We start from the raw sequence: 25,191 nt of genomic DNA on the forward strand, positions 1-25,191 counted from the left end.
CATGCCGGACGCCGAAGACGTACGCCGAGTCGCCCTGTCCCTGCCGGACACGACGGAGAAGATCGCCTGGAGCATGCCCACGTTCCGGGTCGCGGACAAGATGTTCGCCACGCTGCCCGAGGACGAGACCTCCATCGCCGTGCGCTGCCCCAAGGAGGAGCGCGACGAGCTGGTGCTGGCCGAGCCGGACAAGTTCTGGATCGCCGACCACGAGGCGCAGTTCGCGTGGGTGCGCGCCCGGCTCGCCGCCATCGAGGACGAGGGCGAACTGCGGGACATCCTCGCCGACTCCTGGCGGCAGGCGGCCCCGACCCGGCTGCTCGACGCCTACCCGGAGCTGGGGCTGCCTAGAGGGTGAGGAAGGCGCCGATCCGCTCCCGCAGCGACCGCGCGTCCAGCCCGTGCGCGGTGACGTGTTCCTCGATCGTGCCGTACCGCCGCAGCTCACGGCGGCCCACGCCCAGGCCCAGCACCCGGTGCGGCACATCGGCCAGCGCGTCGTTCGCCGCCCCGGTCGACGTGCCCGCCAGATAGGGCTCGACCAGGACGACATCGGCGCGCGCGGCCCCGGTCGCCCGGTGCAGCGCGGCCGCGTCGAAGGGCCGGACGGTCGTCGCGTACAGGACGGTGACATCGAGGCCCTCGGTGGCGGCGATCACCTCGTCGAGCATCGGTCCGACGGCCACCACCACCCCGGAGCGTCCCTCGCGCACGGTGCGGAAGCGTTCGCCGTCGACGGGGAGCGCCGCCCGGTTGGCCTGGAGGGACAGCCGTACGTACACCTTGTCGTCGCCCGCGGCGACGGCGTGCCGGAGCAGGGTCTCGGCCTCGTCGGGATGGCCCGGCACATGGACCGTCCACCCGTCGAGGGTGTCCAGCAGGGCCACATCGCCGGGTGCCATGTGCGTGTACCCGCCCGCGGGCCAGTCGAAGGACGCGGCCGCGCTCACCAGGACCGCCCCCGTGTCCTGGTGGCCGAGGTCCAGCTTGACCTGCTCGAAGGGCCGCTCGACGAGGAAGCTGGCGAACGTGTGCAGCACAGGCCGCAGTCCGGTCAGCGCCAGGCCCGCGCCCGCCCCGACGAGGAGCTGTTCGCGGATGCCGACGTTGACGACCCGGTCGGGATGGCGGCGGGCCGCGTCGGTGAAGCCGTCCCTGCCGATCTCGGCGAGGACGACCGCGACCCGGGGCTCCTCGTCCAGCAGTCCCGACACGACGGTGGTGAAACGCTCACGCATGGTGTCCATGGAGCGGTGAACCTCTCTCGGGATCAGGATCCTCAGGCGGACTTCGGCTCGACGCGGGCCACGACCGCGTGCGGCCGGCCCGGATGCGGCGCGGTGAAGGCGGCGTACAGCGCCTCGTGGTCACGGCCGTCCACGGTGACCGCGGACCAGCCCGCGGCCTCGAACCGGGCCGCGATCCCGCCGGGCCGGGCATGACTGGCGGAGGCGTTGTCGACGACGACGGTGTGCAGGCGGTCGAGCCCGGCGGGCCCGGCGAAGGCGATCGCCTCATGGTTGCTGCCCTCGTCCAGCTCGGCGTCCCCGACCAGCACCCACACCCGAGGATCGGCGAGGCCCTGGGCACGCAGCCCCAACGCGGTGCCGACGCCGATCGGCAGCCCGTGGCCGAGCGACCCGCTGCCGATCTCGGCCCCCGGCACCAGCACGCGGTCCGGGTGGTGACCGAGCGGCGAGTCGTACGCGCCGAACCCGGGCAGCCAGTCCACGGGCACGAACCCCTTCGCGGCCAGCACCGCGTAGTACGCCATCGGCCCGTGCCCCTTGGACAGCAGGAACCGGTCCCGCCCGGGGTCCTCGGGTCGCTCCGGGCGCACCCGCAGCACGCGGTCGTAGAGCACCCACAGCACGTCCAGCGTGGACGTGGCCGCCGGTCCGTGCTTCTCGTCGCCCGTCATCAGCCCCATGAGCCGGGGCAGGTCCTCGTAGTCGTACGTCCGTCCGCGTTCCTCGGTGATGGTCATGCGGACGATCGTGCAACCTCAACCAAAGTCGAGGTCAAGCGGGAAAGGAGTGCGCGACCACCGACCCGAGTGCGGTATGGTTTCTCTGCGCGTTCGGCCCGGGGAAACCCCAGGTCAGACGGGCACCGGGACGTGGCGCAGCTTGGTAGCGCACTTGACTGGGGGTCAAGGGGTCGCAGGTTCAAATCCTGTCGTCCCGACGGTGCGAAAGGTCTTCGCAGGCGAGAGCCTGCGGGGGCCTTTTTCGTGTGCCTCCCCCCGGCCCGGGGCGGGTGCGCCGGCCCGGAAGCCCGGCCGGCGCACGTCGCGACGTCCTGCCCGGGCCTACACGGCACCGGTCCGCAGGACGAAGTCGCGGACCGCCTCCGCGAACAGCTCGGGCTCCTCGACGTGCCCCATGTGCCCGCTGTTCTCGAGCACCAGCAGCCGCGAGTCGGGGATCAGCTCGTCCATCTCGAACGCCCAGCGCGGGCCGCAGATGACGTCGTGCCGGCCCACGACGACCAGGGCGGGCGGCTCCAGGCCCTTCAGCGCGGCGCGGTCGTCGATCGCCTCGGGCACGAGGTCCTCGTCCAGGCCCGAGATGTACGTGGCCCGGACCGCGTCCCGGAACGGGGCCAGTCGCTCCTCGTCGCCCCAGTAGTCGGCGAAGTACGAGGGCAGCACACCGCGGGCGACCGCCACCGTCTGCTCGTCGCTGGAGATGTGGGCCATCGCGCCGAACGCGGCCATGACGTCGGGCAGTCCGGGGTGGCCGGCGTGTTCCGCGGCGAACGCCTCCACCCGGCGGGCCGCCTCCGCGCCGTGTTCGGGACCGGTGGCGGGCGCGCCCTCGTACAGCACGACACCCTTCACCTGCCCGGGCCGGTGCAGGGCGTGATGGGCGGCCACGAACGCGCCGTGCGAATGCCCCAGCAGATGCACCCCGGACACTCCGAGGCGGTTGATCAGGACCTGGAGGAAACGGCTGTAGCGCTCCCGGGTGTAGCCGTGCGGGTGCGAGGGCAGACGGCTGTCCTCCGCGGTGCCCACCGGCTCGACGTAGACCATCGTCAGGTGCTCCTCGAGAGCCGGCATGCGCAGGTACTCCCAGAAGATGCCGGGACCGCCCGGGTGCGCCACGCACACCGGGCCGCTGCCGTGGACGTGGTAGCGCTGGACGATGCCGCCCGTCCGGTACGTGTGGGTGCCGGGGGACAGGGGGTCGGTGTGGGTGCTCATCGGGATCTCCAAGGGTCCGCGGGTGGCTGTGACACCGACAGGACGCACCGGAGGCCGAGAAGTCGTATCGGCGGCCTGTGACCTGCGCCACTCCCCGTGGCGCGGGCCGAGTCAGGCCGCGGCGGACGCGGACGCGGCCCCGGGCCGGGCCGCGTGATGGAGGCTGACGCGGTCGAAACGGCCGCCGTCGAGGGACATGATCCAGGCGACACCGGGCGGGCAGTGGTCCGGTGCGTCGGGCGGGTTGACCAGCTCCATCTCCCAGACGACAAGCGACCGTCCGGCCACCACGTGCACGGGACGCTGGCGCACACCCGCCGAGAGGTCGCCGTCCATCCCGGCCAGCATGAGTTCGGCCCCGCCCAGGCGGCGGCCGCCGGCGAGCAGCGACACCTCGGGGGAGTAGCGGTCCCTGACCACCCTGGCGAACTCGCCGCGCTCGGCGGCCGCGAGCGTCGCGCGCGCCTCCTGCCAGCTCGCCTCGGTACGCCGGGCCACGTCACCGTGGGCGGTGGCCGCGGTGGCGGTGAGCGCCCGGGCGAGGGCGCGGCGCGCCTGGCCGAGCCGGCTGCGCACGGTGCCCACGGGAACCGCGCAGGCCTCCGCCACCTGCTGGTACGAGGTGATCCCGGTGGAGAAGTAGCGCAGCACGACCGGCAGCCGCAGGGTCGGGGACAGGGACTCGACGGCCTCCCACACCCAGTCCCGCAGCGCATGGCTCTGCAGGACCTCCTCGGGAGACGACAGGGCGGTGTCGTACGGCCGGGCCGGCACCGTCTCCACGGGCTCGACCCGGCGGGAGGCGCGCAGCAGTGTCCGGCAGGCGTTGCGCACCACCATGCGCAGCCACGGCCCCACCGCCTCCGGGTCGCGGACGTCCACGATCCGGCGCAGCGCGACCAGCGCCGCCTCCTGGAGCACGTCGTCCACGTCCGGCCCCGGCCCGAGCAGACTGAGCGCCACCGCGCGCATCCCCGGCCGGTGCCGCTCCAGCAGCAGGGCCACAGCCGTCACGTCACCCGCCTGCGCGGCCCGGGTCAGTGCCGCGTCCCGCGCCGGGCCGGCGTCCCCCGCCATCCCGCTCATCCCTTGCCCTCCCGGCCGTGACACCTGTCCACAACGACCTTAACCGCTGCGGGACACCTGGCGATCACGTGTGAGGGGGAGGGGGACACGTGTGCGCGGACACACCGGTGTGTTCACGGTCGGCCGTACTCGCTCATCGCGTCGACGAGCCAGCGGGCCAGGTAGTCGGCGAACGACGACCGGGGCAGCAGACGGTAGGTCGGGGTGTCGTCGGTCTGCCACAGCAGGACCGCGACGGGGCCGACCGTGGTCGACACCGCGCGGCCGGGGCCCAGGGCGCGGGGGTGCAGGTCCAGCGGGCTGCCCTTTTCCAGGACCTCCCGCGCCGAGGGGCCGCTCAGCTCCAGGGTGGTGCGGTTCGCCGACACGTCCACGACCGAGCCGGGGTCGGCCCCGAGGGCCTCCCGCAGCTCCCCGGTCACGATCGCGGCGTCGGTCCGGGAGACGACGAGCCACTCGTCGGGGCCCAGCCAGACGGCCGTACGGTCGCCGTGTCCGGCGGTGTCGCCGCAGCGCCGGGGCAGCGGCGCACCCAGGGCCGCCCCGATCCGGTCGGCCGCCTCGGAGGCGGGGTCGACACGCACGTTCACCATGGTGAGGAAGGGCAGTTCGGCCAGCGTGACGCCCCGGGGGCCGGTGACGGCGGCGGCGCGCAGCAGCTCCTCCAGGTGGGACAGCGGACTGGTGCGCAGGGCCACCGGGCCCGCCGTGCTCGGTTCAGCCATCTCGCCTGGTCCCTTCGGGGTCGTAGAGGACGAAGTCGGTCACCTCGACCGGCACCAGCGCCTCGCCCACCGGGGCGAGCAGGGTCTGGCCCTTCCTGGCCTGTCCGCCGGCGACCAGGGCGAGGGCGAAGGGCCGGCCGAGGGCCGGGCTGTGGTAGCTGGAGGTGACATGGCCGAGCATCGGCACCGGGACCGTCCCCAAGTCGACGTCCGGGGCGACGAGTTGGGTGCCCTCGGGCAGCCGGGTGGTGCGGTCGGCCGGGAGCAGGCCGACCAACTGCTTGCGGTCGGTGCGGGAGGTGTCGGTGCGGGCGAAGGACCGCTTGCCGATGAAGTCCTTCTGCCGGGAGACCGCCCAGCTCATGCCCGCGTCCTGCGGGGTGACCGTCCCGTCGGTGTCCTGGCCGACGATGATGTAGCCCTTCTCGGCCCGCAGGACGTGCATCGCCTCGGTGCCGTACGGGGTGATGCCGTACGGCCTGCCGACCGCGTCCACCTCCTCCCAGACCGAAAGGCCGTACCAGGCCGAGACGTTGATCTCGTAGGCCAGCTCGCCGGAGAAGGAGATCCGGCAGATCCGGGCCGGGACGCCGGAGGCCAGGGTGGTCTCGCGGAAGGCCATGAACGGGAAGGCCTCGTTCGACAGGTCGATGTCCGGGGCGAGATGGGCGACGACCGCGCGCGACTGCGGGCCCACCACGGCGATCGTCGCCCACTGCTCGGTCACCGAGGTGCAGTGCACGTCGAGTTCGGGCCACTCGGTCTGGAGCCACTCCTCCAGCCAGTCCAGGACGTTCGCGGCGCCGCCGGTCGTGGTGGTCATGAAGTAGCGCTCGTCGTCGAGCCGGAGCGTGACACCGTCGTCGAAGATCATGCCGTCGGGCTTGCACATCACGCCGTAGCGCCCCGTGCCGGGCTTCAGCTTCTTGAAGGCGTTGGTGTAGATCCGGTTGAGGAACTCGCCCGCGTCCGCGCCCCGGATCTCGATCTTGCCGAGGGTGGAGGCGTCCATGAACGCCACCCCCTCCCGTGCCGCCCGGCACTCGCGCGCCACGGCCGCGTCCATGTCCTCACCGGCCTGCGGGTAGTACCGGGGGCGCTTCCACTGCCCGACGTCCTCGAACTCCGCGCCGTGCGCCACATGCCAGCCGTGGATCGACGTGGTCCGCTCCGGGTCGAACAGCGCGCCGCGTTCACGCCCCGCCAGGGCGGCGAAGGCGATCGGCGTGTACGGCGCCCGGTAGGCCGTGGTGCCGATCTCGTCCAGGGAACCGCCGAGGGCCTCGGCGATCACCCCGATCGCGTTGACCCCGGACGTCTTGCCCTGGTCGTTCGCCGTGCCGAGCGAGGTGTACCGCTTGACGTGCTCGACACCGCGCATCCCGGCACCGGTGGAGCGCCAGATGTCGGCGACCGTGACATCGCGCTGGAGGTCGACGAAGTGGCTGTCCCAGGCGCCGGGTTCGCCCTCGGAGGCGGGCACCAGCCACAGGGCGCGCGTCGGACCGGGCGCGCGCCGCGCGCCCTCGGCCGGCACGGGCACCGGGAAGCCCGCCGCCGTCGCCGCCAGCGCTCCGGCCCGCGCCCCCTCGGCCAGACAGCCGTCGAGGTCGTACGTCCCCCGGGCCGCCCCCACGACCTGCTGGTCGCGTACCGTCCCGTCCGGCACGAACGCGACGAGGTCCGCGTCCCAGCGCAGCCTGCCCTGGCGCTGGGAGTGCAGGTGCACCACCGGACTCCAGCCGCCCGACACGGCGAGCAGATCGCAGTCGAACGACTCGGGCCCGCCGGCGAGCCGGCCCTCGGCGTCCAGGGCCCGCACGGTGACGCCGGTGAGCCGGTGGTCGCCGGAGGTGTCGACCACCGCGCTGCCCGTCAGCACCCGCACGCCCGTCGCCGCCCCCACCTCGGCCGCCCGGTCGGACAGTTCGGGCCGGGCGTCCACCACGGCCGCGATGTCGATGCCCGCCGCGTGCAGACCGGCGACCGTGTCGTAGGCGCTGTCGCCGGTCGTGCCCACCACGGCCCGCGAACCGGGCGCCACGGCGTACCGGTCGAGGTAGGTGCGCACGGCCCCGGCGAGCATCACACCGGGCCGGTCGTTGCCCGCGAAGACCAGCGGGCGTTCGTGCGCGCCGGTCGCGAGGACGACCTGCCGGGCGCGGATGTGCCACAACCGCTGCCGCGAGACACCCGCGGGCGCGTCGGCACCGAGGTGGTCGGTGCGCCGCTGGAGCGCCAGCACGTAGTTGTCGTCGTACGACCCGAAGGCCGTGGTCCGGTGCAGGACGACGGCTTCGGGGGCGGCGTCGAGGGCCGCGCGCAGTTCCTCGGCCCCCTCCCGGGCGTCCGGCTCGGGCTGCTCGTCGACGAGGATCACGCGGGCCCCGGAGGCGGCGGCAGCGGCGGCCGCCGCGAGGCCCGCCGGTCCGGCGCCGACGACCAGCACGTCGGTGTGGACGTACTTCTTGTCGTAGACCGCGGGGTCCGGAGTGGGGTCGAGCCGGCCCATCCCGGAGAGCGTGGTGGCGGACAGGCCGTCGTACAGCTCGACCGTCGTCGCCGGGAGCATGCCCTCCGAGCACGAACCGGCCAGTTGCACCAGGGCGTTGGGCTCCTCGACGCCCGCGGCGACGATGCCGCGCGGGCGGACGCGGTAGAGCGAGGGGGCGACCTCGACGAGTCCGTTCGCCAGCATCGCCGAGGCCAGGGTGTCACCGGGGTGACCGGTCAACTCCCGTCCGTCGACGGTGAAGCGCAGCAGCCTGCTGCGGTCGACGCGGCCGCCTCGCGGCAGCCGGAAACGCTGGTCGGTCATCGGTTCCCTCCGGGGCGTGGCTCGTCGAGCCGGTACGAGGTCAGCACCTCGTGGGTGGCGGTGTCGCGCAGGACGTTGAACCAGCGGCGGCAGCCGACGCTGTGCATCCACCGTTCCGCGAAGGGGCCCTTGGGGTTGTCGCGGAAGAAGACGTACTCGGCCCACTGCTCGTCGGTGAGGTCGGCGGGGGACTCCGGGTGGGGGACGTGGGCCTGTCCGCCGTAGCGGTACTCCGTCTCGTTGCGCGGACCGCACCAGGGGCACGTGATCAGCAGCACGGCGTTCTCCTCAATGGCGCAGGGCGTCGATGCTCAGTGCGCCACGGCCGCGGCGCCGTGCTCGTCGATCAACGCGCCGGTCGTGAAACGGTCGAGGGCGAAGGGGGCGTTCAGCGGATGCGGCTCGCCGGTGGCGATGGTGTGCGCGAAGGTCCAGCCGGCCGCCGGGGTCGCCTTGAAACCGCCCGTGCCCCAGCCGCAGTTGACGTACAGGTTCGCCAGGGGCGTGCGGCCGATGACCGGGGAGGCGTCCGGGGTGACGTCGACGATGCCGCCCCAGGTGCGCAGCACATGGGCCCGCGCGAAGACCGGGAACAGCTCGACGGCGGCGGCCATCTGCTGCTCGATCACATGGAACGAGCCGCGCTGACCGTAGCCGTTGTACGCGTCGACGCCCGCGCCCATCACCAACTCGCCCTTGTGGGCCTGCGAGACGTAGACGTGGACGTGGTTCGACATGACGACGGTCGGGTGCACCGGCTCGTGCAGTTCGGAGACCAGGGCCTGGAGCGGGTGGGACTGCACCGGCAGCCGGATGCCCGCCCGCTCGGCCAGCACGCTGCTGTGCCCGGCGGCCGCGAGACCGACCCGGCCGGCGTGGATGCGGCCGCGGTTCGTCTCCACGCCCACGACCCGGTCGCCGTCCTTGAGGAAGCCGGTGACCTCGCAGCCCTGGATCAGGTCCACGCCCAGCTCGTCCGCGCGGCGGGCCAGCGCCCAGGCGACGTGGTCGTGCTTGGCGATGCCGGCCCGGGGCTGGAAGGTGGCACCGAGGACCGGGTACCGGGTGCGGGAGGAGACGTTGAGGATGGGGCAGACCTTGGCGACCTCGTCCGGCTCCAGCCACTCGGCGTCGACCCCGTTGAGGCGGTTGGCGCCCACGCGGCGCATGCCCTCGCGGACGTCCTGGAGGGTGTGCGCGAGGTTGAGGACACCGCGCTGGCTGAACAGGAAGTCGTAGTCCAGTTCCTCCGGGAGCCGCTCCCACAGCTTCAGCGCGTGCTCGTAGATCGCCGCGCTCTCGTCCCAGAGGTAGTTGGAGCGGATGATCGTGGTGTTGCGGGCCATGTTGCCGCCCGCGAGCCAGCCCTTCTCCAGAACGGCCACATCGGTGATGCTGTGGTTCCTGGCGAGGTAGTAGGCGGTGGCGAGACCGTGGCCGCCCGCGCCGACGACGACGACGTCGTACGACCGCTTCGGGTCCGGGTTGCGCCAGAGGAAGTCCGGGTGCTCGGGCAGCGGTTCGGCGGTCATGCCGCGCCTCCGTCGAGGTGGGGGTAGAGGGGGAAGGCGGCGGCGAGCTTCTCGACCCGGGCGCGCAGTTCGTCCTCGGGGCGTTCGCCCTTGAGGGACTCGGCGACGACATCGGCGACCTCGCGGAACTCCGTCGCGCCGAAGCCGCGGGTGGCCAGGGCGGGCGTGCCGATCCGCAGCCCCGAGGACACCATCGGCGGGCGCGGGTCGAACGGTACGGCGTTGCGGTTCACGGTGATGCCGATGCGGTGCAGCCGGTCCTCGGCCCGCCTCCCGTCGAGCTCGGACCTCCTCAGGTCGACGAGGACCAGGTGGACCTCGGTGCCGCCGGTCAGGACGGTGATCCCGGCCTCGGCCACGTCGTCGGCCAGGAGCCGGCCCGCGAGCAACTTCGCGCCCCGCAGCGTGCGCCGCTGACGCTCCCTGAACTCCTCGCCCGCCGCGACCTTGAAGGCCACCGCCTTCGCCGCGATCACGTGTTGCAGCGGGCCGCCCTGCTGACCGGGGAAGACCGCCGAGTCGACCTTCTTGGCCAGGCCGGCGCGGCTGAGCACGACACCGCCGCGCGGGCCGCCGAGGGTCTTGTGGGTGGTGGTCGTGACGACGTCGGCGTACGGCACCGGGTTGGGGTGCAGGCCCGCGGCGACCAGGCCCGCGAAGTGCGCCATGTCCACCAGCAGATACGCGCCCACCGCGTCGGCGATCCGGCGGAACTCCGCGAAGTCGAGCTGCCGGGGGTAGGCGGACCAGCCCGCGACGATCATCTTCGGCCGGTGCGCGAGGGCGAGCTGCTCGACCTCGTCCATGTCGACGCGCAGGTCGGACGCGCGCACGTGGTACGGCACGACGTCGTACAGCTTGCCCGAGTAGTTGAGGCGCATCCCGTGGGTCAGATGGCCGCCGTGCGCCAGGTCGAGGCCGAGGATCGTGTCACCGGGCTCCAGCAGGGCGGACATCGCGGCCGCGTTGGCCTGGGCGCCCGAGTGCGGCTGTACGTTCGCGGCCTCGGCGCCGAAGAGCTCCTTCACCCGGGCGATGGCCAACTGCTCGACCACGTCGACGTGTTCGCAGCCGCCGTAGTAGCGACGGCCGGGGTAGCCCTCGGCGTACTTGTTGGTCAGGACGGACCCCTGGGCCTCCAGCACGGCGGCCGGGGCGAAGTTCTCCGAGGCGATCATCTCCAGCGTGGACTGCTGGCGGTGCAGTTCGGCGGCCACGGCGGCGGCGACGTCCGGGTCGAGTGCGCCGAGGGGGAGGGAGAGCGGCGAGGCGGGGCTGGTGGGCGAGGCGGGCGTGGTGAGCGGCGAGGTGGGCGGCGTACACGTTGCCATCTGTGCACCATCCTGGGAGCCGGCTAATGAGCAACTGATATATCAGCCTGTGCGGTAAGGTATGGGAGCTCGCCGCACAGGTCAAGGGGGCATCCATGGAGCAGGTCGCGACCGAGATCGAGGAGCTGTCGCTCGCCGAGCGCGCGTACCGCGCCATCCGGGACCGGCTCGTCATGCTGGAGATCCGGCCCGGCGCGCCGATCAACGAGGAGCAGCTCGGGCAGTCCCTCGGCGTCGGCCGCACCCCCGTGCGCGAGGCACTCAAGCGACTCCAGTACGAGCGCCTGATCACGACCTACCCCCGGCGCGGCACCTTCGCCACCGAGGTCAACATCACCGACCTCGCCCACATCTCCGAGGTCCGCCAGGAGCTGGAACCACTGGCCGCGGCACAGGCCGCGCGCCGCGCCACGGCCACCGACCGCGCGCACCTGACGGCCCTGCGGCGCGAACTCGCCACCGGCGGGGCCCCTGGGCGGGACTCCGCCGATCTCATGCACCTGGACCTCCAGGTCCACCGCGCCATCTACACGGCCACGCACAACCCGTACCTGGAGGACACTCTCGTCCGCCACGACAACCTCGCGACCCGTATCTGGTGCCTGTTCGTGGACCGGCTGTCGGACATGGCCGGCCATGTCGAGGAACACGGACCGCTGATCGAGGCGATCGTCTCGGGCGACGCGGACCGGGCGGCGCGGTTGGCGCGCAGCCATGTGGAGGGGTTCGAGCAGGCGATCCGCGGGGCGATGTGAGGCAGGGCGGTCCCCGAGCGAGTCCGGCGCCCGTCCCGCCGGCCTCAGACGTCGGCCCCGTCGCCGTCGAGGTCGGTGCACTGCCGCACCACCCGCAGCTCGTCACCCTCGATCCGCATCTCGTACAGCTTCCCGCGCGCGTTCTCGAAGGGGCGGTGGAGGATCATCATCAGCCGGCCGTCGAAGGCCCGGAACAGCATGCCGTGCCCGCTGTCCTCCCGGACCAGCGGCCGGCGCTGCTCCCAGGGGCCGGTCAGCGCACCCGACCTGGAGACGGCGTAGGTCTGCACGTACCCGCCGCTGACGGTGCCGTCGGCGCCGGCCGTGTTCTTCTCGTACGTCGACCACAGCATGAGCAGGGCGCCGTCAGGGGTGCGGTGGAGCTGCGGGCCGTCGGTGACGTAGGGCGCGAGCTGGTGCGGGACGCCCGCGGGGATCTGCTCACCGAGCCAGAACGCGTCCGACCCCTTGAACAGGAAGACGGGCTCGCCGACCGTCCGGGTCAGATCGGGGGCCAGCCGGACGGCCTCCATCGTGCCGTCGACGGTCTGGAGCCACTCGTGCGCGTACACCATCCAGGGCTGCCCGTCCGGGTCGACGTGGAGGGTGCCGTCCAGGGTCATGAGCCCGGCGGGCGGGGTGGGCCCGGACGGGTCGACGACGGTGAAGGGCCCGAGCAGCGAGTCGGACACGGCGGTCACCGTGCCGCGGGCGTGGTTCGGCAGCGCGAAGGGCGTGCCCCAGCGACCGGCCGGCGGCACCGGCAGCACCCGGTTCTCGTCGTGCAGGGTGGTGAACAGGTAGTACCTGCCATTCCAGGCGTGCACCTCCGGCGCCCAGCCGCCGTCCCGCGCCCAGATCCCCTCCTGCTCGGCCGTCCGGAACACCACGACGGGCCGCGTCCAGTCCCGCAGGTCCCGGCTGCGGTAGACCATCGTCCCGACCCCCTCCACACCCGACACTGACGGTTCGTTGGACGTGTACAGGTAGTAGGTCCCTGTCTCCTCGTCCGCGACGACGAACGGATCGTGCAACAGCATCTCGGGCAGCCGCAGGGGCTCGGTGTCGGTCACGGCCGAACGATACGGCGCCGTGCGGGTGCGGCTGCCGGGCCGGCCCCCGGGGAAAATGCGTTCGGGCGCCGCGGCGTCGTCTGTCACGCTGGGCTGGTGCTGCTCAAGCTGACGGGTTCCAGTTGTTCCGGCAAGTCCACGCTCGCCCTGGCCGCGGCCGACAGGTTCCCGGGGATCGCCGTGCACGACTTCGACGAGATCGGGGTTCCCGACCACCCCGGGCCGCACTGGCGGCACCGCGCGACCGAGTGGTGGGTGCGGCGTGCGCTGGACTACCAGGACCGCGGAATCGATCTTCTGCTGACCGGGCAGTCGCCGCTCGGCGAGGTGCTGGCCGTCCCGTCCGCGCCGCTCCTGGACGGGATCGCCGTATGCCTGGTCGACGTCGACGACGACACCCGGCGCGCCAGGCTCGCCCGGCGGGACCCCGGCCGATGGGACGCCCCGGCGGTCGAGGCCTTTCTCGGCTGGGCCGCCTGGCACCGTGGGCACGCCGGTGACCCCCGGCATCTGCCCGAGGCCGTCGTCGACGGCGGCTGGCCGGAGATGGCCTGGCACCGCTGGACGTCATGGGCCGCCGACGACCCGCGCTGGCACACCCACCTGGTCGACACGACCGACCAGCCGCCCACGGCGTCCGCGGCAGCGGTGGTGCGCTGGGTGAGCGCACAGCGGGCAGCACACCGGTCCGGACGGCTCGCCCTGAGCCGGGGCTGGACGGATGCCGGCGGTGCCCGGTCCGCGTCCCCGTGACCGCGTCAGAAGCGGACCGTCATCTCGACGCGCACGTCGTCCCCCGCGGCGAGCCCCTCCGGCACCCGCACCGCGTTCTTCAGGGGCAGCAGATAACCGCCGTCCTTCGGGAACAGGGAGGTCGTGAAGGCGACCTCGCCGATCCGGGCCTCGACCGGGATCACGCCCCAGCCGTAGGTGGCCATGCGAGCCACCTCGCCGATGTCGGAGGACTCCTGGTCGGGAACCGGCACGAAGTAGTAGGGGGCCGGGCCCCGCCATTCGATCACCCGGCCGGTGAAGGCGAGTTGCACGAGACCCCCTCTTGTCCCGACGACGTCAGGACAGTCTGTACCGCGCCGCGATGTCCGTGAGATAGCCGCGCAGCATGATCTTCGCCTCCTCCAGGAGCGCCGCGTCCCCCTTGGTGTCCCGGCGGAACGCCTCCTGGGCGAGGGCGTCGGCGGCCAGGAGCGCGGCGTGGCAGACGCGGGCGAGGGTCTCGTCGTCCTCGGCGAGGTGCAGCGCGAGCAGGATGCGGCGGATCCCGTCGGCCATCCGGTGCTTGTGCTCGCGGTCCGCGGCCCGGGTCCGCTCGGTCAGCCCGCTGCCGAACCACAGGGCGCGGAAGCCGTGTTCGATGCGGTAGATCTCGGCGTACACGTCGACGAGGACACCCACCGGGTCCTGCCAGCGCTCGACGGCCGCGGCCTCCACCAGCGCGTCCATCGCCGCTTCCAGTTTCGCGAAGTAGCCCGCCGCGAGCGCCTCGATGATCGCCCCGCGGTCGGGCAGGTACTGGTAGAGCGAGCCCACCGACACCCGGGCCTCGGACGCGATCCGGGTCGTGGTGAGCGACTCGACGCCCTCCTCCACCAGGATGCGTTCCGCGGCTTCGAGCACCCTGGCCAACCGGGCCCGGCTGCGGGCCTGTTGGGGAGTGCGCCGCAGGGAGGCGATCCATGCGGCCGGGTCGGTGTCCGGGACGGACTCAGCCACGGGACGACCTCCGCTCATCCACGGGACGACCTCACGCGACGACCTCCGAACGTGAACGTGACTTTGTTTCAGGTTTAGGTTAGCGTCGCGCGCATGACCGACTCAAGCCCGGCGCTGAGCGAGGAGCGGGCCGCCGTGGCCGCCGCCTGCCGCCGCCTGGGGGCCGAGGGACTGCTCATCGGTACGGCGGGGAACGTCAGCGTCCGCGTCGGGGACCGCGTGGCGATCACCGCGACCGGCGCGATCCTGGCCGAGCTCACCCCGGACCAGGTGACCGTCGTCGACCTCGACGGGGAGCTCGTGACCGGCGGCCTCCTGCCGACCTCGGAACTCGACCTGCACCTGGGCGTCTACCGCCGCTACGGCACCGGCGCGGTCGTGCACACCCACGCCCCGATGGCCACCGCCCTCTCCCTCGTCCTCGACGAACTGCCCTGCGTCCACTACCAGTTGCTGGCCCTCGGCGGCACCGTCCGGGTCGCGCCCTACGCCACCTTCGGCACCCCGGAACTCGCCGAGTCCGTCCTCACCGCACTGGAGGGCCGGGGCGCCGCCCTGATGGCCAACCACGGGGCCGTCACCCACGCCCCCACCCTCGACAAGGCGGTCGAGCACGCCCTGCTCCTGGAGTGGGCCTGCGGTGTGTACCAGCGCGCGGCCGCCCTGGGACAGCCCCGCGTCCTCGACGAACAGCAGCAGATCGCGGTGATCGAGGCAGCCCTCGCCCGCAACTACGGCACCACGCAATCCGCACAGGAGGGAACCCGATGAAGGCGCAGAACGTGGTCACCATGGGCGTGCACGTGCTGGACGTCCTGGTCCGGCCGGTCGAGGAGATACCCGAGGGACAGGGCGCGACCCTCGTCGAGGACATCCGGATGACCGCCGCCGGCACGGCCGCGGGCACCGCCCTCACCCTCGCCAAGCTGGGCGCCTCGGTGCGCACCGCCGGCGCGATCGGCGCCGACCCGACGGGCGACCTGCTCACGGCGCTCCTCGACAAGGCGGGCATCGACACCTCGCTGCTCGTCCGCCGGATCGACACCTCCACCTCCGCGACCGTCCTGCCGATCCGCCCCAACGGCGACCGCCCCACCCTCCACCTGCTCGGCGCCAACATCACCTACGGCCTCGACGACGTGCCCTGGGACGCGGTCGCCGAGGCGAGCCACCTGCACCTCGGCGGACCCGAGCTGATCGGCGCCGACGTCGCCGCCCGCATCCTGGCGCACGCCAAGGAGCACGACGTGGTCACCTCGGTGGACCTCCTCGCCCCGGGCGCGCTCGGCACCTTCGACCAGATCGAACCGCTGCTCCCGTACGTCGACTTCCTGCTCCCCAACGAGGACCAGGTCCTCGGCTTCAGCGAGGAGCACGACGTCGTCACCGGCGCCAAGAAGTTCCTGGCAGGCGGGGTGGGTCTGGTCGCGGTCACCCGGGGCGGCGACGGCGCCCTCCTGGTCACCGCGTCGGGCACGGAGACGGTGCCCGCCTTCGAGGTCGAGGTCGTCGACACCACCGGCTGCGGCGACGCCTTCTCGGCGGGCTTCCTGCGCGGCATGAGCCTGGACCGCACACCGCGCGAGGCGGCGGTCCTGGGCTGTGCCGCGGCGGCACTGGTGGCGCGGGGCCTGGGCAGCGACCACGGCGACTTCGACCTGGCGGAGGCCGACGAGTTCTCCATGACCAGCGGGACCCGCTCCTAGGCGCAGCCATACCTTGCGGTGCGCGAAGGGTGCGGAATGGGCGTCGTACGGCCGGTGTTGCGGCAGCATCGGATCCGTACCGCCCCACCGCACTCCTGGGAGAACCCATGCCCCGCTCCGAAGCCCGGGTCGCCACCGACCGCCCGCACCGCTACGCCAAGCAGCTCGCCTCGCACCTCGGGCGCCGCAGCGAGACCACGTGGGACGAGGAGAGCGGTGAGGGCAGCCTGCGCTTCCAGAACGGGGGCAGGGGCTCCCTCACCGCCACCGAGGGCGCGCTGCTGCTGACGCTGGAGACGGAGTCCGAACACCTCGACCTGCTGGAGGGTGTCGTCGGCAGCCACCTGGTCCGCTTCGGCAGCAAGGACGAACTCGTCGTCGAGTGGACCCGGGACGGCGGCCGGCCCGGCACGACCCAGCGCAAGGAGACCGACTGACCGGGGGCCGGCGGAGGTCTCAGAGCGCGCAGCCCACGTGCGCCAGCGCCTGCTTGAGCAGCACCCCGTGACCGCCGGGCATCTCGCTCGCCACCGCCGGCGACAGCGCCTCCTGCGGACTGAACCACACCAGGTCCAAGGCGTCCTGCCGGGGCCGGCAGTCACCGGTCACCGGGACGACGTAGGCGAGGGAGACCGCGTGCTGGCGCGGGTCGTGGTACGGCGTGATGCCCTGGGTGGGGAAGTACTCCGCCACCGTGAACGGCTGCAAAGAGGACGGGATCCGGGGCAGCGCGACGGGCCCCAGGTCCTTCTCCAGGTGACGCAGCAGGGCGTCGCGCACCCGCTCGTGGTGCAGAACGCGGCCGGAGACCAGAGTCCTGCTGACCGTTCCGTCGGGTCCGATGCGCAGCAGCAGGCCGACGCTCGTGACTTCGCCGCTGTCGTCGACGCGCACGGGCACGGCCTCGACGTACAGGATGGGCATCCGGGCGCGCGCCTGCTCGAGATCGTCGGCGCTCAGCCAGCCGGGCGTGGTTTCGGTCAAGTCAGACATTGCTAGATCATACTTTCCGGGGACGGCGGACGCTCAGGCGCGCCCGCCTGGTGGGACGGGGACGGGGCGGGAAGTCCGTAGAGACGGCGGGCGTTGTCCCCGCTCGTCCAGGCCGCGATGCGCAGCGCGTCGGGCAGGCTCAGCTCGTCGGCGGCCACCCGCTCCTGGAGCAGACCGGCGAGGCCCTGCCGGAAGGACAGCGCGCCGAGCAGATGGAACTCGGCCACGCCGTACGCGTCGGAGCTGTACAGGAGCTTGCGGAACGGCGTGATCTCCAGGGCCTCCGCCAGGATCGCCCGGGACCGTGCGGGACCCACGTGGTGCAGGGTCAGGCCCACGTCCAGGTACACCTGCTCGAACACGGCGGCCAGATAGGCGGCCTGCCGCTGGTACGGCCAGCAGTGCAGCAGCAGGACCGGCACGGTGCCCGCGGTCAGGTGCAGCCAGTCCGTGAGGTGGGTCGGATCCACCCGGTGCATCCGGATGTCGCTGTCACCGAACCCGGTGTGCAACTGGAGCGGCAGCCCCAGCTCCACGGCGGTCCACAGCAGATGCCGTACGAGAACGGGGTCGGCCAGTCGCCCACCGCGGGCGAGCCAGCCGGCGGCGGCCCGGGTGACCTCCGTGTCCGAGGGGCGCGCCGGGTCCAGGTCGAAACCGGTGCGGTAGGCGGCGACGGACTTGACGGCCACCACACCCGGCCGCCCCACGGCCTCCAGGGCGGTGGCCCGGAACGTCTCGGCGTACGCCGACGGCTCCACGCCCCGCGCGGCCACCGCCTCCGCCACTCCCTCCAGCCGTACGACCTCGTAGGCCGTCCCGCCCGCGAGCGCGGCCAGCTCCCGGGGCGAGGTGATGCGGTCCGGGGCGTACCCGGTGTCGACGCAGAACACGTCCGTGCCCGCGGCGGTCAGGAAGCGGCGGTTGACCTCGTGCGGGCCGAGTTCGGCACGGCGGGCCAGGTAGGCGTCGGGCGGGGCGTGGCGGGGCAGCTCCAGCAGGGGTGCGCAGTGCCGGCGGACCGCCACCCCGACGGGACTGTCGAAGGAGGAGATCCCGGGCCAGGTCTCGCCCTCGGTGAGCAACGACTCGAAGCCGGCCCGGTCGAGCGCGTCGGTGACGACCCCGTGGCAGTGGTGGTCCACCAGCCGGGCGGCGGCGAGGGCCTCGTGGACAGGTCCGCCCATGTTCAGTACTTCCAGCGGTACGCCGCCGCGATCTGCTCGTCGTCCAGGTCGGCCACGGAGTCGCTCTCCCCGAAGCGCACGGCGACCACGGCGTCGGCGAGGACCGGACCGAGGGCGGCCCGTAGCTGCTCGTCGGCGCGGAAGGCCCGGACCGCCTGGGACAGCGAGGTCGGCAGCCGACGCACGCCCATGGCGGCGGCCCGGTCGGCGGCGAGCAGGGCCGGATCACCGGTGATCTCCCTCGGCAGGGGCGTGGCCGAGGTCAGTCCGTCGAGTCCGGCGGCGATCAGACCGGTGAGCGCGAGGTACGGGTTCGCGGCCAGGTCCACCGGCTTCAGCTCCAGGTTCGCGGCCCGGTCGGTCAGGCCCGCCGTGCCGGTGACGATCCGGACCGCCGCCTCCCGGGTCTCCCGGCCCCAGGCGGTGAACACCCCGGCCCACTGGGAGGGTTGGAGGCGCAGATAGCTGGCCGGGCTCGGCGCGGTCAGGGCCGCCAGCGCGTGCAGGTGGGCGAGGACGCCGGCGACGAACCACTCGGCCTCGCGCGTCATGCCGTAGCGGCCCTTGCCGCCCGAGTGCAGGTTCACGCCGTCGCGCCAGGCGGAGAGGTGGAGATGGCCGCCGTTGCCGACGCCCTCCGCGAAGACCGCCGGGGAGAAGGAGACGACGAGTCCGTGCCGCTGGGCCACGGCACGGATCGTCTGCCGCACCAGGACGCTGACGTCGGCCGCCGCGACCGGGTCCAGGGCAGCCGTCGAGATCTCGAACTGCCCGGCCGCGTACTCGGGATGGAGCTGTTCCACCTCGACGCCCTGCTCGGCGCAGGCCGCCAGCACGTCGGCCGCGTAGTCGCTCAGCTCCACCTGCCGGGTGGCGCCGTACGCCGGTCCCGACACGGCGGGCACGAGGTCGCCCTCCGCGGCCGGGCCCCGGCCCACCGACCACTCGATCTCGATGCCCGCCTCGAAGGTGATCCCGTGCCGCTCGGCGGCCGCCGTGACGATCCGCCGCAGGACCGTGCGGGAGCAGCCCGGGTGGCGCTCGCCCTCCTGGGTGATCCGGTCGACCGGCGCCCACGCCCAGCCGGGCTGCGCGGCCAGGGCCACGAGCCGGTCGAGATCCGGGTACAGGCGCAGATCGCCGTCGGGGGAGCCCAGGGTGTCGGTGGTGACGATGGAGTCGTTCGCCAGGAACGTGTCGAACACCGGTGACATGCCCACGCCCCAGGCCGCGGCCGAGGGCAGCTTCGCCGTCGGGATCGTCTTCACCCGGCAGACGCCCGCGGTGTCGACATAGGCCAGGACCACACCGTGCACACCCTTCGCGGACAGTTCGTCGCGCAGTGCGGTGGCCCGGTCCACGTCCCCGGGACGGCCCCCCGGGACGGGGTCGGCAAGGGTGGTCATACGTCCTCCACGACGACGGGCTCGGCCGAACGGATCCCGCGTCAGGGTTTCACGGCCACCGCGCCGTACTGCGGCACCACGGCGGGGGAGTCGGACTCGGCACGCCACTGCGAGCAGGAGACCAGGCCCGGTTCGAGGAGGTCGAGTCCCTCGAAGAACGTGGCGATGTCCGCGCCGCTGCGGGCCGTGATCGGCGGAGTGGCGTTCTCGTTCCAGAACTTCATGGCCGGGATCTGGCCCTCGCCGCCGACCTCGGGGTCGAACGTGGGGTGGGTCAGGGCCAGATGGCTGCCGGCGGGCATCGCGGCCATGATCTCGCGCGCGATCCGGCGCGCCTCGTCGGTGTCGAGGACGAAGTTGAGGATGCCGAGCATCATCACCGCGACCGGCTTGCTGAAGTCCAGCGTCCCCGCCGCCCGTTCGAGGATCGCGGCCGGGTCGTGGACGTCGGCGTCGATGTAGTCGGTGACGCCCTCGTGGGTGCTGGTCAGCAGGGTGCGGGCGTGGACGAGGACGATCGGGTCGTTGTCGACGTAGACGATCCGCGCGTCGGGCGCGATGCGCTGGGCGATCTGGTGGGTGTTGTCCACCGTCGGCAGCCCGGTGCCGACGTCGAGGAACTGCCGGATGCCCTGCTCCTCGGCGAGGAAGCGCACCGAGCGGCCCAGGAACCAGCGGTCCGCGCGGGCGATCTCCCGGATGACCGGGAACATCCCGGCCACGTGATCGCCGACCTGCTGGTCGACCTCGTAGTTGTCCTTGCCGCCGATCCAGTAGTTCCACACGCGCGCGTTGTGCGCCACACCTGTGTTCAGCCTCGCCGACGCACCCGACGGGGTGTGGCTCTCACTCACGACTGTGCTCCTTCTCGTGCCTGCGGCCGTTGCCGCCATTGTGCCGTCCGATGATCAGCTTGTCCCGGAAACCGTGACGCGGACGCCCTGCCCGAGGTGCCGGGCACCCTCCCGGCGGCGACACTGGCCCGGTACGCCCGCCCCCGCCCGCGGACTTCGAGGAGTGCGCATGCTGCCCGGATTCCTCGCCAAGGTCGTCGACCTGATGCTCGGCCGGCCGGGCCGCCCGCTCCATCTGAAGGCGGCGGGCGGCGCGACCCTCGTCCTCCTCGCGGTGATGCTCACCGGTTCCTGGGCGGTGGTCGTCGCCGAGGAGGGGGCGCGGGGCGCCGACCTGACCTCGTACCCGAAGGCCCTGTGGTGGTCGGTGGAGACGGCGACGACCGTCGGCTACGGCGACTTCTACCCCGTGACCTGGTGGGGCCGGTTCGTCGGCACGGTGGTCATGGTCGTCGGGATCACGACCTACGGCATGGTCACGGCGGCGCTCGCCACCTGGTTCGTGGCGCGGGAGCAGAAGCGGCGACACCATGTGGGTGCCGAGACGCTGCATGCCCTGCACGAGCGGTTCGACCGGCTGGAGGAGCTGGTGGCGGCGAAGAAGAAGGAGTGACCCGGCTCTCCGGCCGCGCTGCGAGGAGCGTGGGCCCGGAGTCCCCGCACCCGCCCTGCCCGCCCCCTCCTCCCTCTCCGCACAACCCACCCCTCTTCCGTGTCGATGGGCCGCGCTGTTCAATGGGGCTGCACAGGAGAGGAGGGCGCCCGTGTCCCCTGGACCCGTGCCGTCGGTCGGCGGGCGTATCCGGCAGGCGCGCCTGGAGCGCGGCCTGGGGCTGCGCGCCCTCGCACGGGAGGTCGGTGTCTCCGCGAGCCTGGTCTCCCAGATCGAGACCGGCAAGAGCCAGCCGTCGGTCAGCACCCTGTACGCGATCACCACGGCCCTCGGCATCTCCGTGGAGTCCCTCTTCGAGGGGCGGGAGACCGCCCTGGCGGTGCCCGCGGCCCCCGTCGTGCACGCCCTCGCGGCCTTCGCGGCCGACCCCGGCAGACGCATAGGACCCCTGGTCACCCCGGGTGAGCGGGAGGTGCTGGAGCTGGACTCCGGCGTGGTGTGGGAGCGGCTCGGGCACGTCCCCGGCACCGACGTCGACTTCCTGCTCGTCACCTACCGGCCCGGTGGCTCCTCCTCCGGTTCGGGCGGTCTGATGCGGCACGCCGGCACCGAGTACGGCTATCTGACCTCCGGCGAACTCGTGCTCACCCTCGGCTTCGACGACCAGGTCCTGCGCCCCGGCGACGCCGTCTGCTTCGAGTCCACCACCCCGCACCGCTACCGCAACGACGGCGACGAACCGGCCGTCGGCGTCTGGTTCGTGGCGAGCCGAAGTGTTCAGTGACACTTGACACTCCCCGTGGACGGTCGTTGACTCGAGGGTGGGGGTGGTCGCGATGGCGATCCGCACATACGGCCCCAACGCCGTCGACTGGGAAGAGCGCGTCGACCTGGACCGGCTGCGCCGACAGCGCCTGGCCCGGCTGCACGACACGCTGAACCGCTCCGAGCTGGGCGCCGTGCTCAGCTTCGACTTCGCCAACATCCGCTACATGACCGCCACGCACATCGGCACCTGGGCGATCGACAAGCTGATCCGCTTCGCCCTGCTGGTCCGCGGCGGCGAACCGGTCGTCTGGGACTTCGGCTCCGCCGCCCGCCACCACCAGCTCTACAACCCCTGGCTGGACCACAGCGACGGCAAGGGCGGCGAGCCCACCGGCGCCCGGGCCGGGATCTCCACCCTGCGCGGCGCCTTCCACCCGGACGCCGGCATCGCCGAGGACGTGGCCCGCAAGATCGCCGCCGAACTCCGCGCCCACGGCCTCGCCGGCGAACCCCTCGGCGTCGACGTCGCCGAGATGCCCGTCCTCGCCGCCCTGCGCGCCGAGGGCATCGACGTCGTCGACGGCCAGCAGGTCTTCCTGGAGGCCCGCCGCATCAAGACCGGTGACGAGATCTCCCTGCTCGCCCAGGCCTGCGCGATGGTCGACGCCGCCTACGAGGAGCTCTACGCACAGCTTCGCCCCGGAATCCGCGAGAACGAGTGCGTCGGGCTGGTCAGCAAGGTGCTCTACGACCTCGGCAGCGAGTACGTCGAAGGCGTCAACGCCATCTCGGGGGAGCGCTGTTCACCCCACCCGCACGTCTACAGCGACCGGCTGATCCGCCCGGGCGACCCGGCCTTCTTCGACATCCTGCACAGCCATCTCGGCTACCGCACCTGCTACTACCGCACCTTCGCCGTCGGCAGCGCCTCCCGCGCCCAGCGGGACGCGTACGTCCGCTGCCGGGAGTACATGGACCAGGCCATCGCCCTCGTCCGCCCGGGCGCCACGACCGCCGACATCGTCCGGGTCTGGCCACGCGCCGAGGAGTTCGGCTTCGCCGACGAGACCGCCGCCTTCGCCCTCCAGTACGGCCACGGCGTCGGCCTGTCCATCTGGGAGAAGCCGATCTTCAGCCGTCTGGTCTCCCTCGACCACCCCGAAGTCCTCGCAGAGGGCATGGTGTTCGCCCTGGAGACCTACTGGCCCGCCGCCGACGGCTGGTCCGCCGCCCGGATCGAGGAGGAACTGGTCGTCACCGCCGACGGCTGCGAGGTCATCACCAAGTTCCCGGCCGAGGAACTCCTGGTCGCGGGCCGCAAGTACTGGACGGTCGGCGGCGCGCTCGACACCGCCCGAGAGGCGCAGTCCCACCTGAACACGGGGACCGCGGACCGGCACCGGGGGAGCGGCGATGGACACCGGTGAACTCCTCGCCCTGTACGAGCAGATGGCCCTCATCCGCCGTACGGAGAAGGCCGCCCACGACCTGTTCCTCCAGGGCCTCGTCAAGGGCACCACCCATCTGGCGGCGGGGCACGAGGCGATCGCGGTCGGTGCGAGCGCCGCCCTGCGCGACGACGACTACGTCTTCGCCACCTATCGCGGCCACCACCACGCCATGGCCCGGGGCGCCACCCCGGAGGAATGCCTCGCCGAACTCATGAGCAGGGCCACGGGGTTGTGCCGGGCCAAGGGCGGCTCGATGCACCTCACCAAGGCGGCCACCAACATGCTCGGCTCCTACGCCATCGTCGGCGCCCACCTCCCGATGGCGGTCGGCGCCGCCTGGTCGGCACGACTGCGCGGCACCGGGCAGGTCGCGGTCGCCTTCTTCGGGGACGGCGCCACCAACATCGGCGCCTTCCACGAGGCGCTGAACCTGGCCGCCGTATGGAAGCTGCCCGCGCTGTTCGTCTGCGAGAACAACCTGTACATGGAGTACACGCCGATCGCCGACGTCACCGCGGTGCCCCGGCCGGCCGCCGACCGGGCACCCGCCTACGGCATCCCCGGCGAGGTCGTCGACGGCAACGACGTCGTCCTGGTCCGGGAGGCGGTGGCACGGCTGGCGGAGCGGGCCCGGGCCGGAGACGGGCCCGCCGTGCTGGAGGCCGAGACGTACCGCCACTTCGGGCACTCGCGCACCGACCCGGCGACCTACCGCCCGGCCGAGGAGGTCGAACGCTGGCTCAAGCACGACCCGTTGGACATCGCGAGAGGACGGCTCATCGAGGCGGGGATGCCCGAGGAGACGGTCACCGCGGCCGACGAGCGCGTCCAGGACGTCGTACGGGAAGCGGTCGAGGCAGCCAGGAACGCGCCGCCGCCGGATCCGCGCGAGGCGTTCACCGACGTATGGGCCGACGGAGGTGCCGCATGGCGGACGTGACGCGGGAGCGGGCAGCCGGCCCCCGGCAGATCAGCTACCGGGACGCCGTCGCCGAGGGCATCGCGCGGGAGATGCGGCGCGATCCGTCGGTCGTCTGCCTGGGGGAGGACATCGGCGCGGCCGGCGGGGTGTTCAAGACGACCGTCGGGCTGCACAAGGAGTTCGGGCCGGAGCGCGTGTGGGACACGCCGATCTCCGAACAGGCCATCGTGGGCGCGGCGATGGGTGCCGCGATGACCGGGATGCGGCCCGTCGCGGAGATCATGTTCTCGGACTTCCTCGCCTGCTGCTGGGACTACCTCGCCAACGAGATCCCGAAGGTGCGGTACATGACGGGCGGTCAGGTCACGGTGCCGCTCGTCGTCCGCACCGCCAACGGCGGCGGACTCGGTTTCGGCGCACAGCACTCGCAGGCCACCGAGAACTGGGCGCTGACCGTTCCCGGACTGAAGATCGCCGCGCCCGCCACGCCCGCCGACGTCGTCGGGATGATGGCGGCCGCGATCCGCAGCGACGACCCGGTCGTGTTCTTCGAGCACAAGGGGCTGCTGGCCACCAAGGGTCCGCCTCCGCCGCCGGACCACGTGGTCGAGTTGGGGCGCGCCGCGGTCGTGCGCGAGGGGGCCGACGTGACGCTGGTCGCGCTCGCGTCGATGGTGCCGGTCGCGCTCACCGCCGCGGAGCGGCTCGCCGAGGAGGACATCGACGCCGAGGTCGTCGACCTGCGCACCCTGGTGCCGCTCGACATGGCCACCGTCCTCGCCTCCCTCGGGCGGACCTCCCGGCTGGTGGTCGTCGAGGAGAACCCCTACCAGGGCGGCTGGGGCGCGACCCTCGTCTCCGTCGTGGCCGACGAGGGATTCGGGCTGCTGGACGCGCCGGTGCGGCGGGTGGCGGGGGAGTGCGTGCCGCTGCCCTTCGCGGACGCGCTGGAGGAACAGGTCATCCCCACCGTCGACAAGGTCGTGGCGGCCGTCAGGAGCCTCGCCGCGTACTGAACACCCCCTAGGAGGA

27 protein-coding genes and 1 tRNA gene are annotated in these 25,191 nt (G+C 72.7%); 12 read left to right on the plus strand and 16 right to left on the minus strand.

Annotated elements, in window-relative coordinates:
• Position 1: 1 nt before the first annotated feature.
• Positions 2 to 358 (plus strand): MmcQ/YjbR family DNA-binding protein, encoded by a 357-nt coding sequence (locus ACZ66S_RS10685; protein WP_469901132.1) that lies wholly within the window; start codon positions 2 to 4, stop codon positions 356 to 358.
• On the opposite strand, the gene ACZ66S_RS10690 is transcribed toward ACZ66S_RS10685, so the two are convergent.
• Together ACZ66S_RS10690 and ACZ66S_RS10695 are read right to left on the minus strand one after the other, a co-directional pair.
• Positions 348 to 1,247 carry a transketolase family protein gene (locus tag ACZ66S_RS10690; RefSeq protein ID WP_469901133.1) on the minus strand — a complete coding sequence of 300 codons (900 nt, stop codon included), beginning with the start codon at positions 1,245 to 1,247 and terminating at the stop codon, positions 348 to 350. The two genes, ACZ66S_RS10685 and ACZ66S_RS10690, sit on opposite strands and share 11 nt — an antisense overlap.
• 32 nt (positions 1,248 to 1,279) lie before the next feature.
• Entirely contained in the window at positions 1,280 to 1,987 is a 708-nt protein-coding gene (locus tag ACZ66S_RS10695; protein ID WP_469901134.1) for a transketolase, read from the minus strand.
• Positions 1,988 to 2,113: 126 nt separating this feature from the next.
• Between ACZ66S_RS10695 and ACZ66S_RS10700 the strand changes: the two genes are divergently transcribed.
• Positions 2,114 to 2,187 (plus strand) — tRNA-Pro (locus ACZ66S_RS10700).
• A 124-nt stretch (positions 2,188 to 2,311) separates the two neighbouring features.
• On the opposite strand, the gene ACZ66S_RS10705 is transcribed toward ACZ66S_RS10700, so the two are convergent.
• The 7 genes from ACZ66S_RS10705 to glyA form a co-directional block, all read right to left on the minus strand.
• Positions 2,312 to 3,208 (minus strand): alpha/beta fold hydrolase, encoded by an 897-nt coding sequence (locus tag ACZ66S_RS10705; protein ID WP_469901135.1) that lies wholly within the window; start codon positions 3,206 to 3,208, stop codon positions 2,312 to 2,314.
• A 111-nt stretch (positions 3,209 to 3,319) separates the two neighbouring features.
• Positions 3,320 to 4,294, minus strand: a complete 975-nt coding sequence (locus tag ACZ66S_RS10710; RefSeq protein WP_469901136.1) for an RNA polymerase sigma factor — start codon at positions 4,292 to 4,294, stop codon at positions 3,320 to 3,322.
• Between the two features lie 113 nt (positions 4,295 to 4,407).
• Positions 4,408 to 5,019: a sarcosine oxidase subunit gamma gene (locus ACZ66S_RS10715; RefSeq protein ID WP_469901137.1), complete on the minus strand. Its 612-nt coding sequence runs from the start codon at positions 5,017 to 5,019 to the stop codon at positions 4,408 to 4,410.
• The gene (locus ACZ66S_RS10720; protein ID WP_469901138.1) at positions 5,012 to 7,837 is read right to left on the minus strand and encodes a sarcosine oxidase subunit alpha family protein; all 2,826 of its coding nucleotides are present in this window, start codon (positions 7,835 to 7,837) and stop codon (positions 5,012 to 5,014) included. The genes ACZ66S_RS10715 and ACZ66S_RS10720 overlap by 8 nt, the downstream gene beginning before the upstream one ends.
• Entirely contained in the window at positions 7,834 to 8,115 is a 282-nt protein-coding gene (locus tag ACZ66S_RS10725; protein ID WP_469901139.1) for a sarcosine oxidase subunit delta, read from the minus strand. Before ACZ66S_RS10725 ends, ACZ66S_RS10720 begins: the two co-directional genes overlap by 4 nt.
• A 33-nt stretch (positions 8,116 to 8,148) precedes the next feature.
• Positions 8,149 to 9,369, minus strand: coding sequence for a sarcosine oxidase subunit beta family protein (locus ACZ66S_RS10730; protein ID WP_469901140.1), 1,221 nt, complete (start codon positions 9,367 to 9,369; stop codon positions 8,149 to 8,151).
• Positions 9,366 to 10,700: a serine hydroxymethyltransferase gene (gene glyA, locus ACZ66S_RS10735; RefSeq protein WP_469901141.1), complete on the minus strand. Its 1,335-nt coding sequence runs from the start codon at positions 10,698 to 10,700 to the stop codon at positions 9,366 to 9,368. The genes ACZ66S_RS10730 and glyA overlap by 4 nt, the downstream gene beginning before the upstream one ends.
• A 95-nt stretch (positions 10,701 to 10,795) precedes the next feature.
• Here glyA and ACZ66S_RS10740 point away from each other — a divergent pair, with 95 nt between their 5' ends.
• On the plus strand, positions 10,796 to 11,455 hold the full coding sequence (locus ACZ66S_RS10740) for a GntR family transcriptional regulator (protein ID WP_469901142.1): 660 nt from the start codon (positions 10,796 to 10,798) through the stop codon (positions 11,453 to 11,455).
• Positions 11,456 to 11,499: 44 nt separating this feature from the next.
• Here ACZ66S_RS10740 and ACZ66S_RS10745 read toward each other — a convergent pair whose 3' ends face one another.
• On the minus strand, positions 11,500 to 12,495 hold the full coding sequence (locus ACZ66S_RS10745) for a glycoside hydrolase family 43 protein (protein WP_469901720.1): 996 nt from the start codon (positions 12,493 to 12,495) through the stop codon (positions 11,500 to 11,502).
• A 129-nt stretch (positions 12,496 to 12,624) separates the two neighbouring features.
• Between ACZ66S_RS10745 and ACZ66S_RS10750 the strand changes: the two genes are divergently transcribed.
• Positions 12,625 to 13,281 carry a hypothetical protein gene (locus ACZ66S_RS10750; RefSeq protein WP_469901143.1) on the plus strand — a complete coding sequence of 219 codons (657 nt, stop codon included), beginning with the start codon at positions 12,625 to 12,627 and terminating at the stop codon, positions 13,279 to 13,281.
• 5 nt (positions 13,282 to 13,286) lie between these two features.
• On the opposite strand, the gene ACZ66S_RS10755 is transcribed toward ACZ66S_RS10750, so the two are convergent.
• The gene (locus tag ACZ66S_RS10755) at positions 13,287 to 13,574 is read right to left on the minus strand and encodes a DUF1905 domain-containing protein (RefSeq protein ID WP_469901144.1); all 288 of its coding nucleotides are present in this window, start codon (positions 13,572 to 13,574) and stop codon (positions 13,287 to 13,289) included.
• A 25-nt stretch (positions 13,575 to 13,599) separates the two neighbouring features.
• Positions 13,600 to 14,277: a TetR/AcrR family transcriptional regulator gene (locus ACZ66S_RS10760; protein WP_469901145.1), complete on the minus strand. Its 678-nt coding sequence runs from the start codon at positions 14,275 to 14,277 to the stop codon at positions 13,600 to 13,602.
• 75 nt (positions 14,278 to 14,352) lie between these two features.
• Here ACZ66S_RS10760 and ACZ66S_RS10765 point away from each other — a divergent pair, with 75 nt between their 5' ends.
• From ACZ66S_RS10765 to ACZ66S_RS10775, 3 genes are all read left to right on the plus strand, one after another.
• Positions 14,353 to 15,030: a class II aldolase/adducin family protein gene (locus ACZ66S_RS10765; protein WP_469901146.1), complete on the plus strand. Its 678-nt coding sequence runs from the start codon at positions 14,353 to 14,355 to the stop codon at positions 15,028 to 15,030.
• The gene (locus ACZ66S_RS10770) at positions 15,027 to 15,965 is read left to right on the plus strand and encodes a carbohydrate kinase family protein (protein ID WP_469901147.1); all 939 of its coding nucleotides are present in this window, start codon (positions 15,027 to 15,029) and stop codon (positions 15,963 to 15,965) included. Before ACZ66S_RS10765 ends, ACZ66S_RS10770 begins: the two co-directional genes overlap by 4 nt.
• Before the next feature lie 107 nt (positions 15,966 to 16,072).
• Positions 16,073 to 16,402: a DUF2218 domain-containing protein gene (locus ACZ66S_RS10775; protein ID WP_469901148.1), complete on the plus strand. Its 330-nt coding sequence runs from the start codon at positions 16,073 to 16,075 to the stop codon at positions 16,400 to 16,402.
• A 19-nt stretch (positions 16,403 to 16,421) separates the two neighbouring features.
• Here ACZ66S_RS10775 and ACZ66S_RS10780 read toward each other — a convergent pair whose 3' ends face one another.
• The 4 genes from ACZ66S_RS10780 to ACZ66S_RS10795 are packed head-to-tail and all read right to left on the minus strand — an operon-like array spanning position 16,422 to position 20,405.
• Entirely contained in the window at positions 16,422 to 16,958 is a 537-nt protein-coding gene (locus tag ACZ66S_RS10780) for an NUDIX hydrolase family protein (protein WP_469901149.1), read from the minus strand.
• Between the two features lie 2 nt (positions 16,959 to 16,960).
• Positions 16,961 to 18,145 (minus strand): amidohydrolase family protein, encoded by a 1,185-nt coding sequence (locus ACZ66S_RS10785; protein WP_469901150.1) that lies wholly within the window; start codon positions 18,143 to 18,145, stop codon positions 16,961 to 16,963.
• Between the two features lie 2 nt (positions 18,146 to 18,147).
• Positions 18,148 to 19,551, minus strand: coding sequence for a type I glutamate--ammonia ligase (locus ACZ66S_RS10790; RefSeq protein ID WP_469901151.1), 1,404 nt, complete (start codon positions 19,549 to 19,551; stop codon positions 18,148 to 18,150).
• A gap of 41 nt (positions 19,552 to 19,592) precedes the next feature.
• Positions 19,593 to 20,405, minus strand: coding sequence for an SAM-dependent methyltransferase (locus ACZ66S_RS10795; RefSeq protein WP_469901152.1), 813 nt, complete (start codon positions 20,403 to 20,405; stop codon positions 19,593 to 19,595).
• A gap of 169 nt (positions 20,406 to 20,574) precedes the next feature.
• Between ACZ66S_RS10795 and ACZ66S_RS10800 the strand changes: the two genes are divergently transcribed.
• The 5 genes from ACZ66S_RS10800 to ACZ66S_RS10820 all read left to right on the plus strand — a co-directional run bounded on the left by ACZ66S_RS10800 (position 20,575) and on the right by ACZ66S_RS10820 (position 25,175).
• Positions 20,575 to 21,018, plus strand: a complete 444-nt coding sequence (locus ACZ66S_RS10800) for a potassium channel family protein (RefSeq protein ID WP_469901153.1) — start codon at positions 20,575 to 20,577, stop codon at positions 21,016 to 21,018.
• A gap of 151 nt (positions 21,019 to 21,169) precedes the next feature.
• A complete protein-coding gene (locus tag ACZ66S_RS10805) occupies positions 21,170 to 21,802 on the plus strand; it encodes a helix-turn-helix domain-containing protein (RefSeq protein ID WP_469901154.1) in 633 nt (210 codons plus the stop codon).
• 52 nt (positions 21,803 to 21,854) lie between these two features.
• Positions 21,855 to 23,213 carry a M24 family metallopeptidase gene (locus ACZ66S_RS10810; protein ID WP_469901155.1) on the plus strand — a complete coding sequence of 453 codons (1,359 nt, stop codon included), beginning with the start codon at positions 21,855 to 21,857 and terminating at the stop codon, positions 23,211 to 23,213.
• The gene (locus tag ACZ66S_RS10815) at positions 23,200 to 24,177 is read left to right on the plus strand and encodes a thiamine pyrophosphate-dependent dehydrogenase E1 component subunit alpha (protein WP_469901156.1); all 978 of its coding nucleotides are present in this window, start codon (positions 23,200 to 23,202) and stop codon (positions 24,175 to 24,177) included. Before ACZ66S_RS10810 ends, ACZ66S_RS10815 begins: the two co-directional genes overlap by 14 nt.
• On the plus strand, positions 24,165 to 25,175 hold the full coding sequence (locus ACZ66S_RS10820; protein WP_469901157.1) for an alpha-ketoacid dehydrogenase subunit beta: 1,011 nt from the start codon (positions 24,165 to 24,167) through the stop codon (positions 25,173 to 25,175). Before ACZ66S_RS10815 ends, ACZ66S_RS10820 begins: the two co-directional genes overlap by 13 nt.
• Positions 25,176 to 25,191 lie beyond the last annotated feature (16 nt).

It is taken from the genome of Streptomyces sp. NPDC107471 (genome assembly GCF_055582845.1).

Bases quoted from the DNA above. Each gene is read 5' to 3' on its own strand.
- ACZ66S_RS10715 (WP_469901137.1), bottom strand. From the start codon at position 5,019: ATGGCTGAACCGAGCACGGCGGGCCCGGTGGCCCTGCGCACCAGTCCG.
- glyA (WP_469901141.1), bottom strand. From the start codon at position 10,700: ATGGCAACGTGTACGCCGCCCACCTCGCCGCTCACCACGCCCGCCTCG.
- ACZ66S_RS10720 (WP_469901138.1), bottom strand. From the start codon at position 7,837: ATGACCGACCAGCGTTTCCGGCTGCCGCGAGGCGGCCGCGTCGACCGC.
- ACZ66S_RS10790 (WP_469901151.1), bottom strand. From the start codon at position 19,551: ATGACCACCCTTGCCGACCCCGTCCCGGGGGGCCGTCCCGGGGACGTG.
- ACZ66S_RS10710 (WP_469901136.1), bottom strand. From the start codon at position 4,294: ATGAGCGGGATGGCGGGGGACGCCGGCCCGGCGCGGGACGCGGCACTG.
- ACZ66S_RS10765 (WP_469901146.1), top strand. From the start codon at position 14,353: ATGACCGACTCAAGCCCGGCGCTGAGCGAGGAGCGGGCCGCCGTGGCC.
- ACZ66S_RS10775 (WP_469901148.1), top strand. From the start codon at position 16,073: ATGCCCCGCTCCGAAGCCCGGGTCGCCACCGACCGCCCGCACCGCTAC.
- ACZ66S_RS10730 (WP_469901140.1), bottom strand. From the start codon at position 9,369: ATGACCGCCGAACCGCTGCCCGAGCACCCGGACTTCCTCTGGCGCAAC.
- ACZ66S_RS10820 (WP_469901157.1), top strand. From the start codon at position 24,165: ATGGCGGACGTGACGCGGGAGCGGGCAGCCGGCCCCCGGCAGATCAGC.
- ACZ66S_RS10815 (WP_469901156.1), top strand. From the start codon at position 23,200: ATGGACACCGGTGAACTCCTCGCCCTGTACGAGCAGATGGCCCTCATC.
- ACZ66S_RS10695 (WP_469901134.1), bottom strand. From the start codon at position 1,987: ATGACCATCACCGAGGAACGCGGACGGACGTACGACTACGAGGACCTG.
- ACZ66S_RS10705 (WP_469901135.1), bottom strand. From the start codon at position 3,208: ATGAGCACCCACACCGACCCCCTGTCCCCCGGCACCCACACGTACCGG.
- ACZ66S_RS10800 (WP_469901153.1), top strand. From the start codon at position 20,575: ATGCTGCCCGGATTCCTCGCCAAGGTCGTCGACCTGATGCTCGGCCGG.
- ACZ66S_RS10685 (WP_469901132.1), top strand. From the start codon at position 2: ATGCCGGACGCCGAAGACGTACGCCGAGTCGCCCTGTCCCTGCCGGAC.
- ACZ66S_RS10810 (WP_469901155.1), top strand. From the start codon at position 21,855: ATGGCGATCCGCACATACGGCCCCAACGCCGTCGACTGGGAAGAGCGC.
- ACZ66S_RS10740 (WP_469901142.1), top strand. From the start codon at position 10,796: ATGGAGCAGGTCGCGACCGAGATCGAGGAGCTGTCGCTCGCCGAGCGC.
- ACZ66S_RS10690 (WP_469901133.1), bottom strand. From the start codon at position 1,247: ATGGACACCATGCGTGAGCGTTTCACCACCGTCGTGTCGGGACTGCTG.
- ACZ66S_RS10785 (WP_469901150.1), bottom strand. From the start codon at position 18,145: ATGGGCGGACCTGTCCACGAGGCCCTCGCCGCCGCCCGGCTGGTGGAC.
- ACZ66S_RS10770 (WP_469901147.1), top strand. From the start codon at position 15,027: ATGAAGGCGCAGAACGTGGTCACCATGGGCGTGCACGTGCTGGACGTC.
- ACZ66S_RS10760 (WP_469901145.1), bottom strand. From the start codon at position 14,277: ATGAGCGGAGGTCGTCCCGTGGCTGAGTCCGTCCCGGACACCGACCCG.
- ACZ66S_RS10745 (WP_469901720.1), bottom strand. From the start codon at position 12,495: ATGCTGTTGCACGATCCGTTCGTCGTCGCGGACGAGGAGACAGGGACC.
- ACZ66S_RS10780 (WP_469901149.1), bottom strand. From the start codon at position 16,958: ATGTCTGACTTGACCGAAACCACGCCCGGCTGGCTGAGCGCCGACGAT.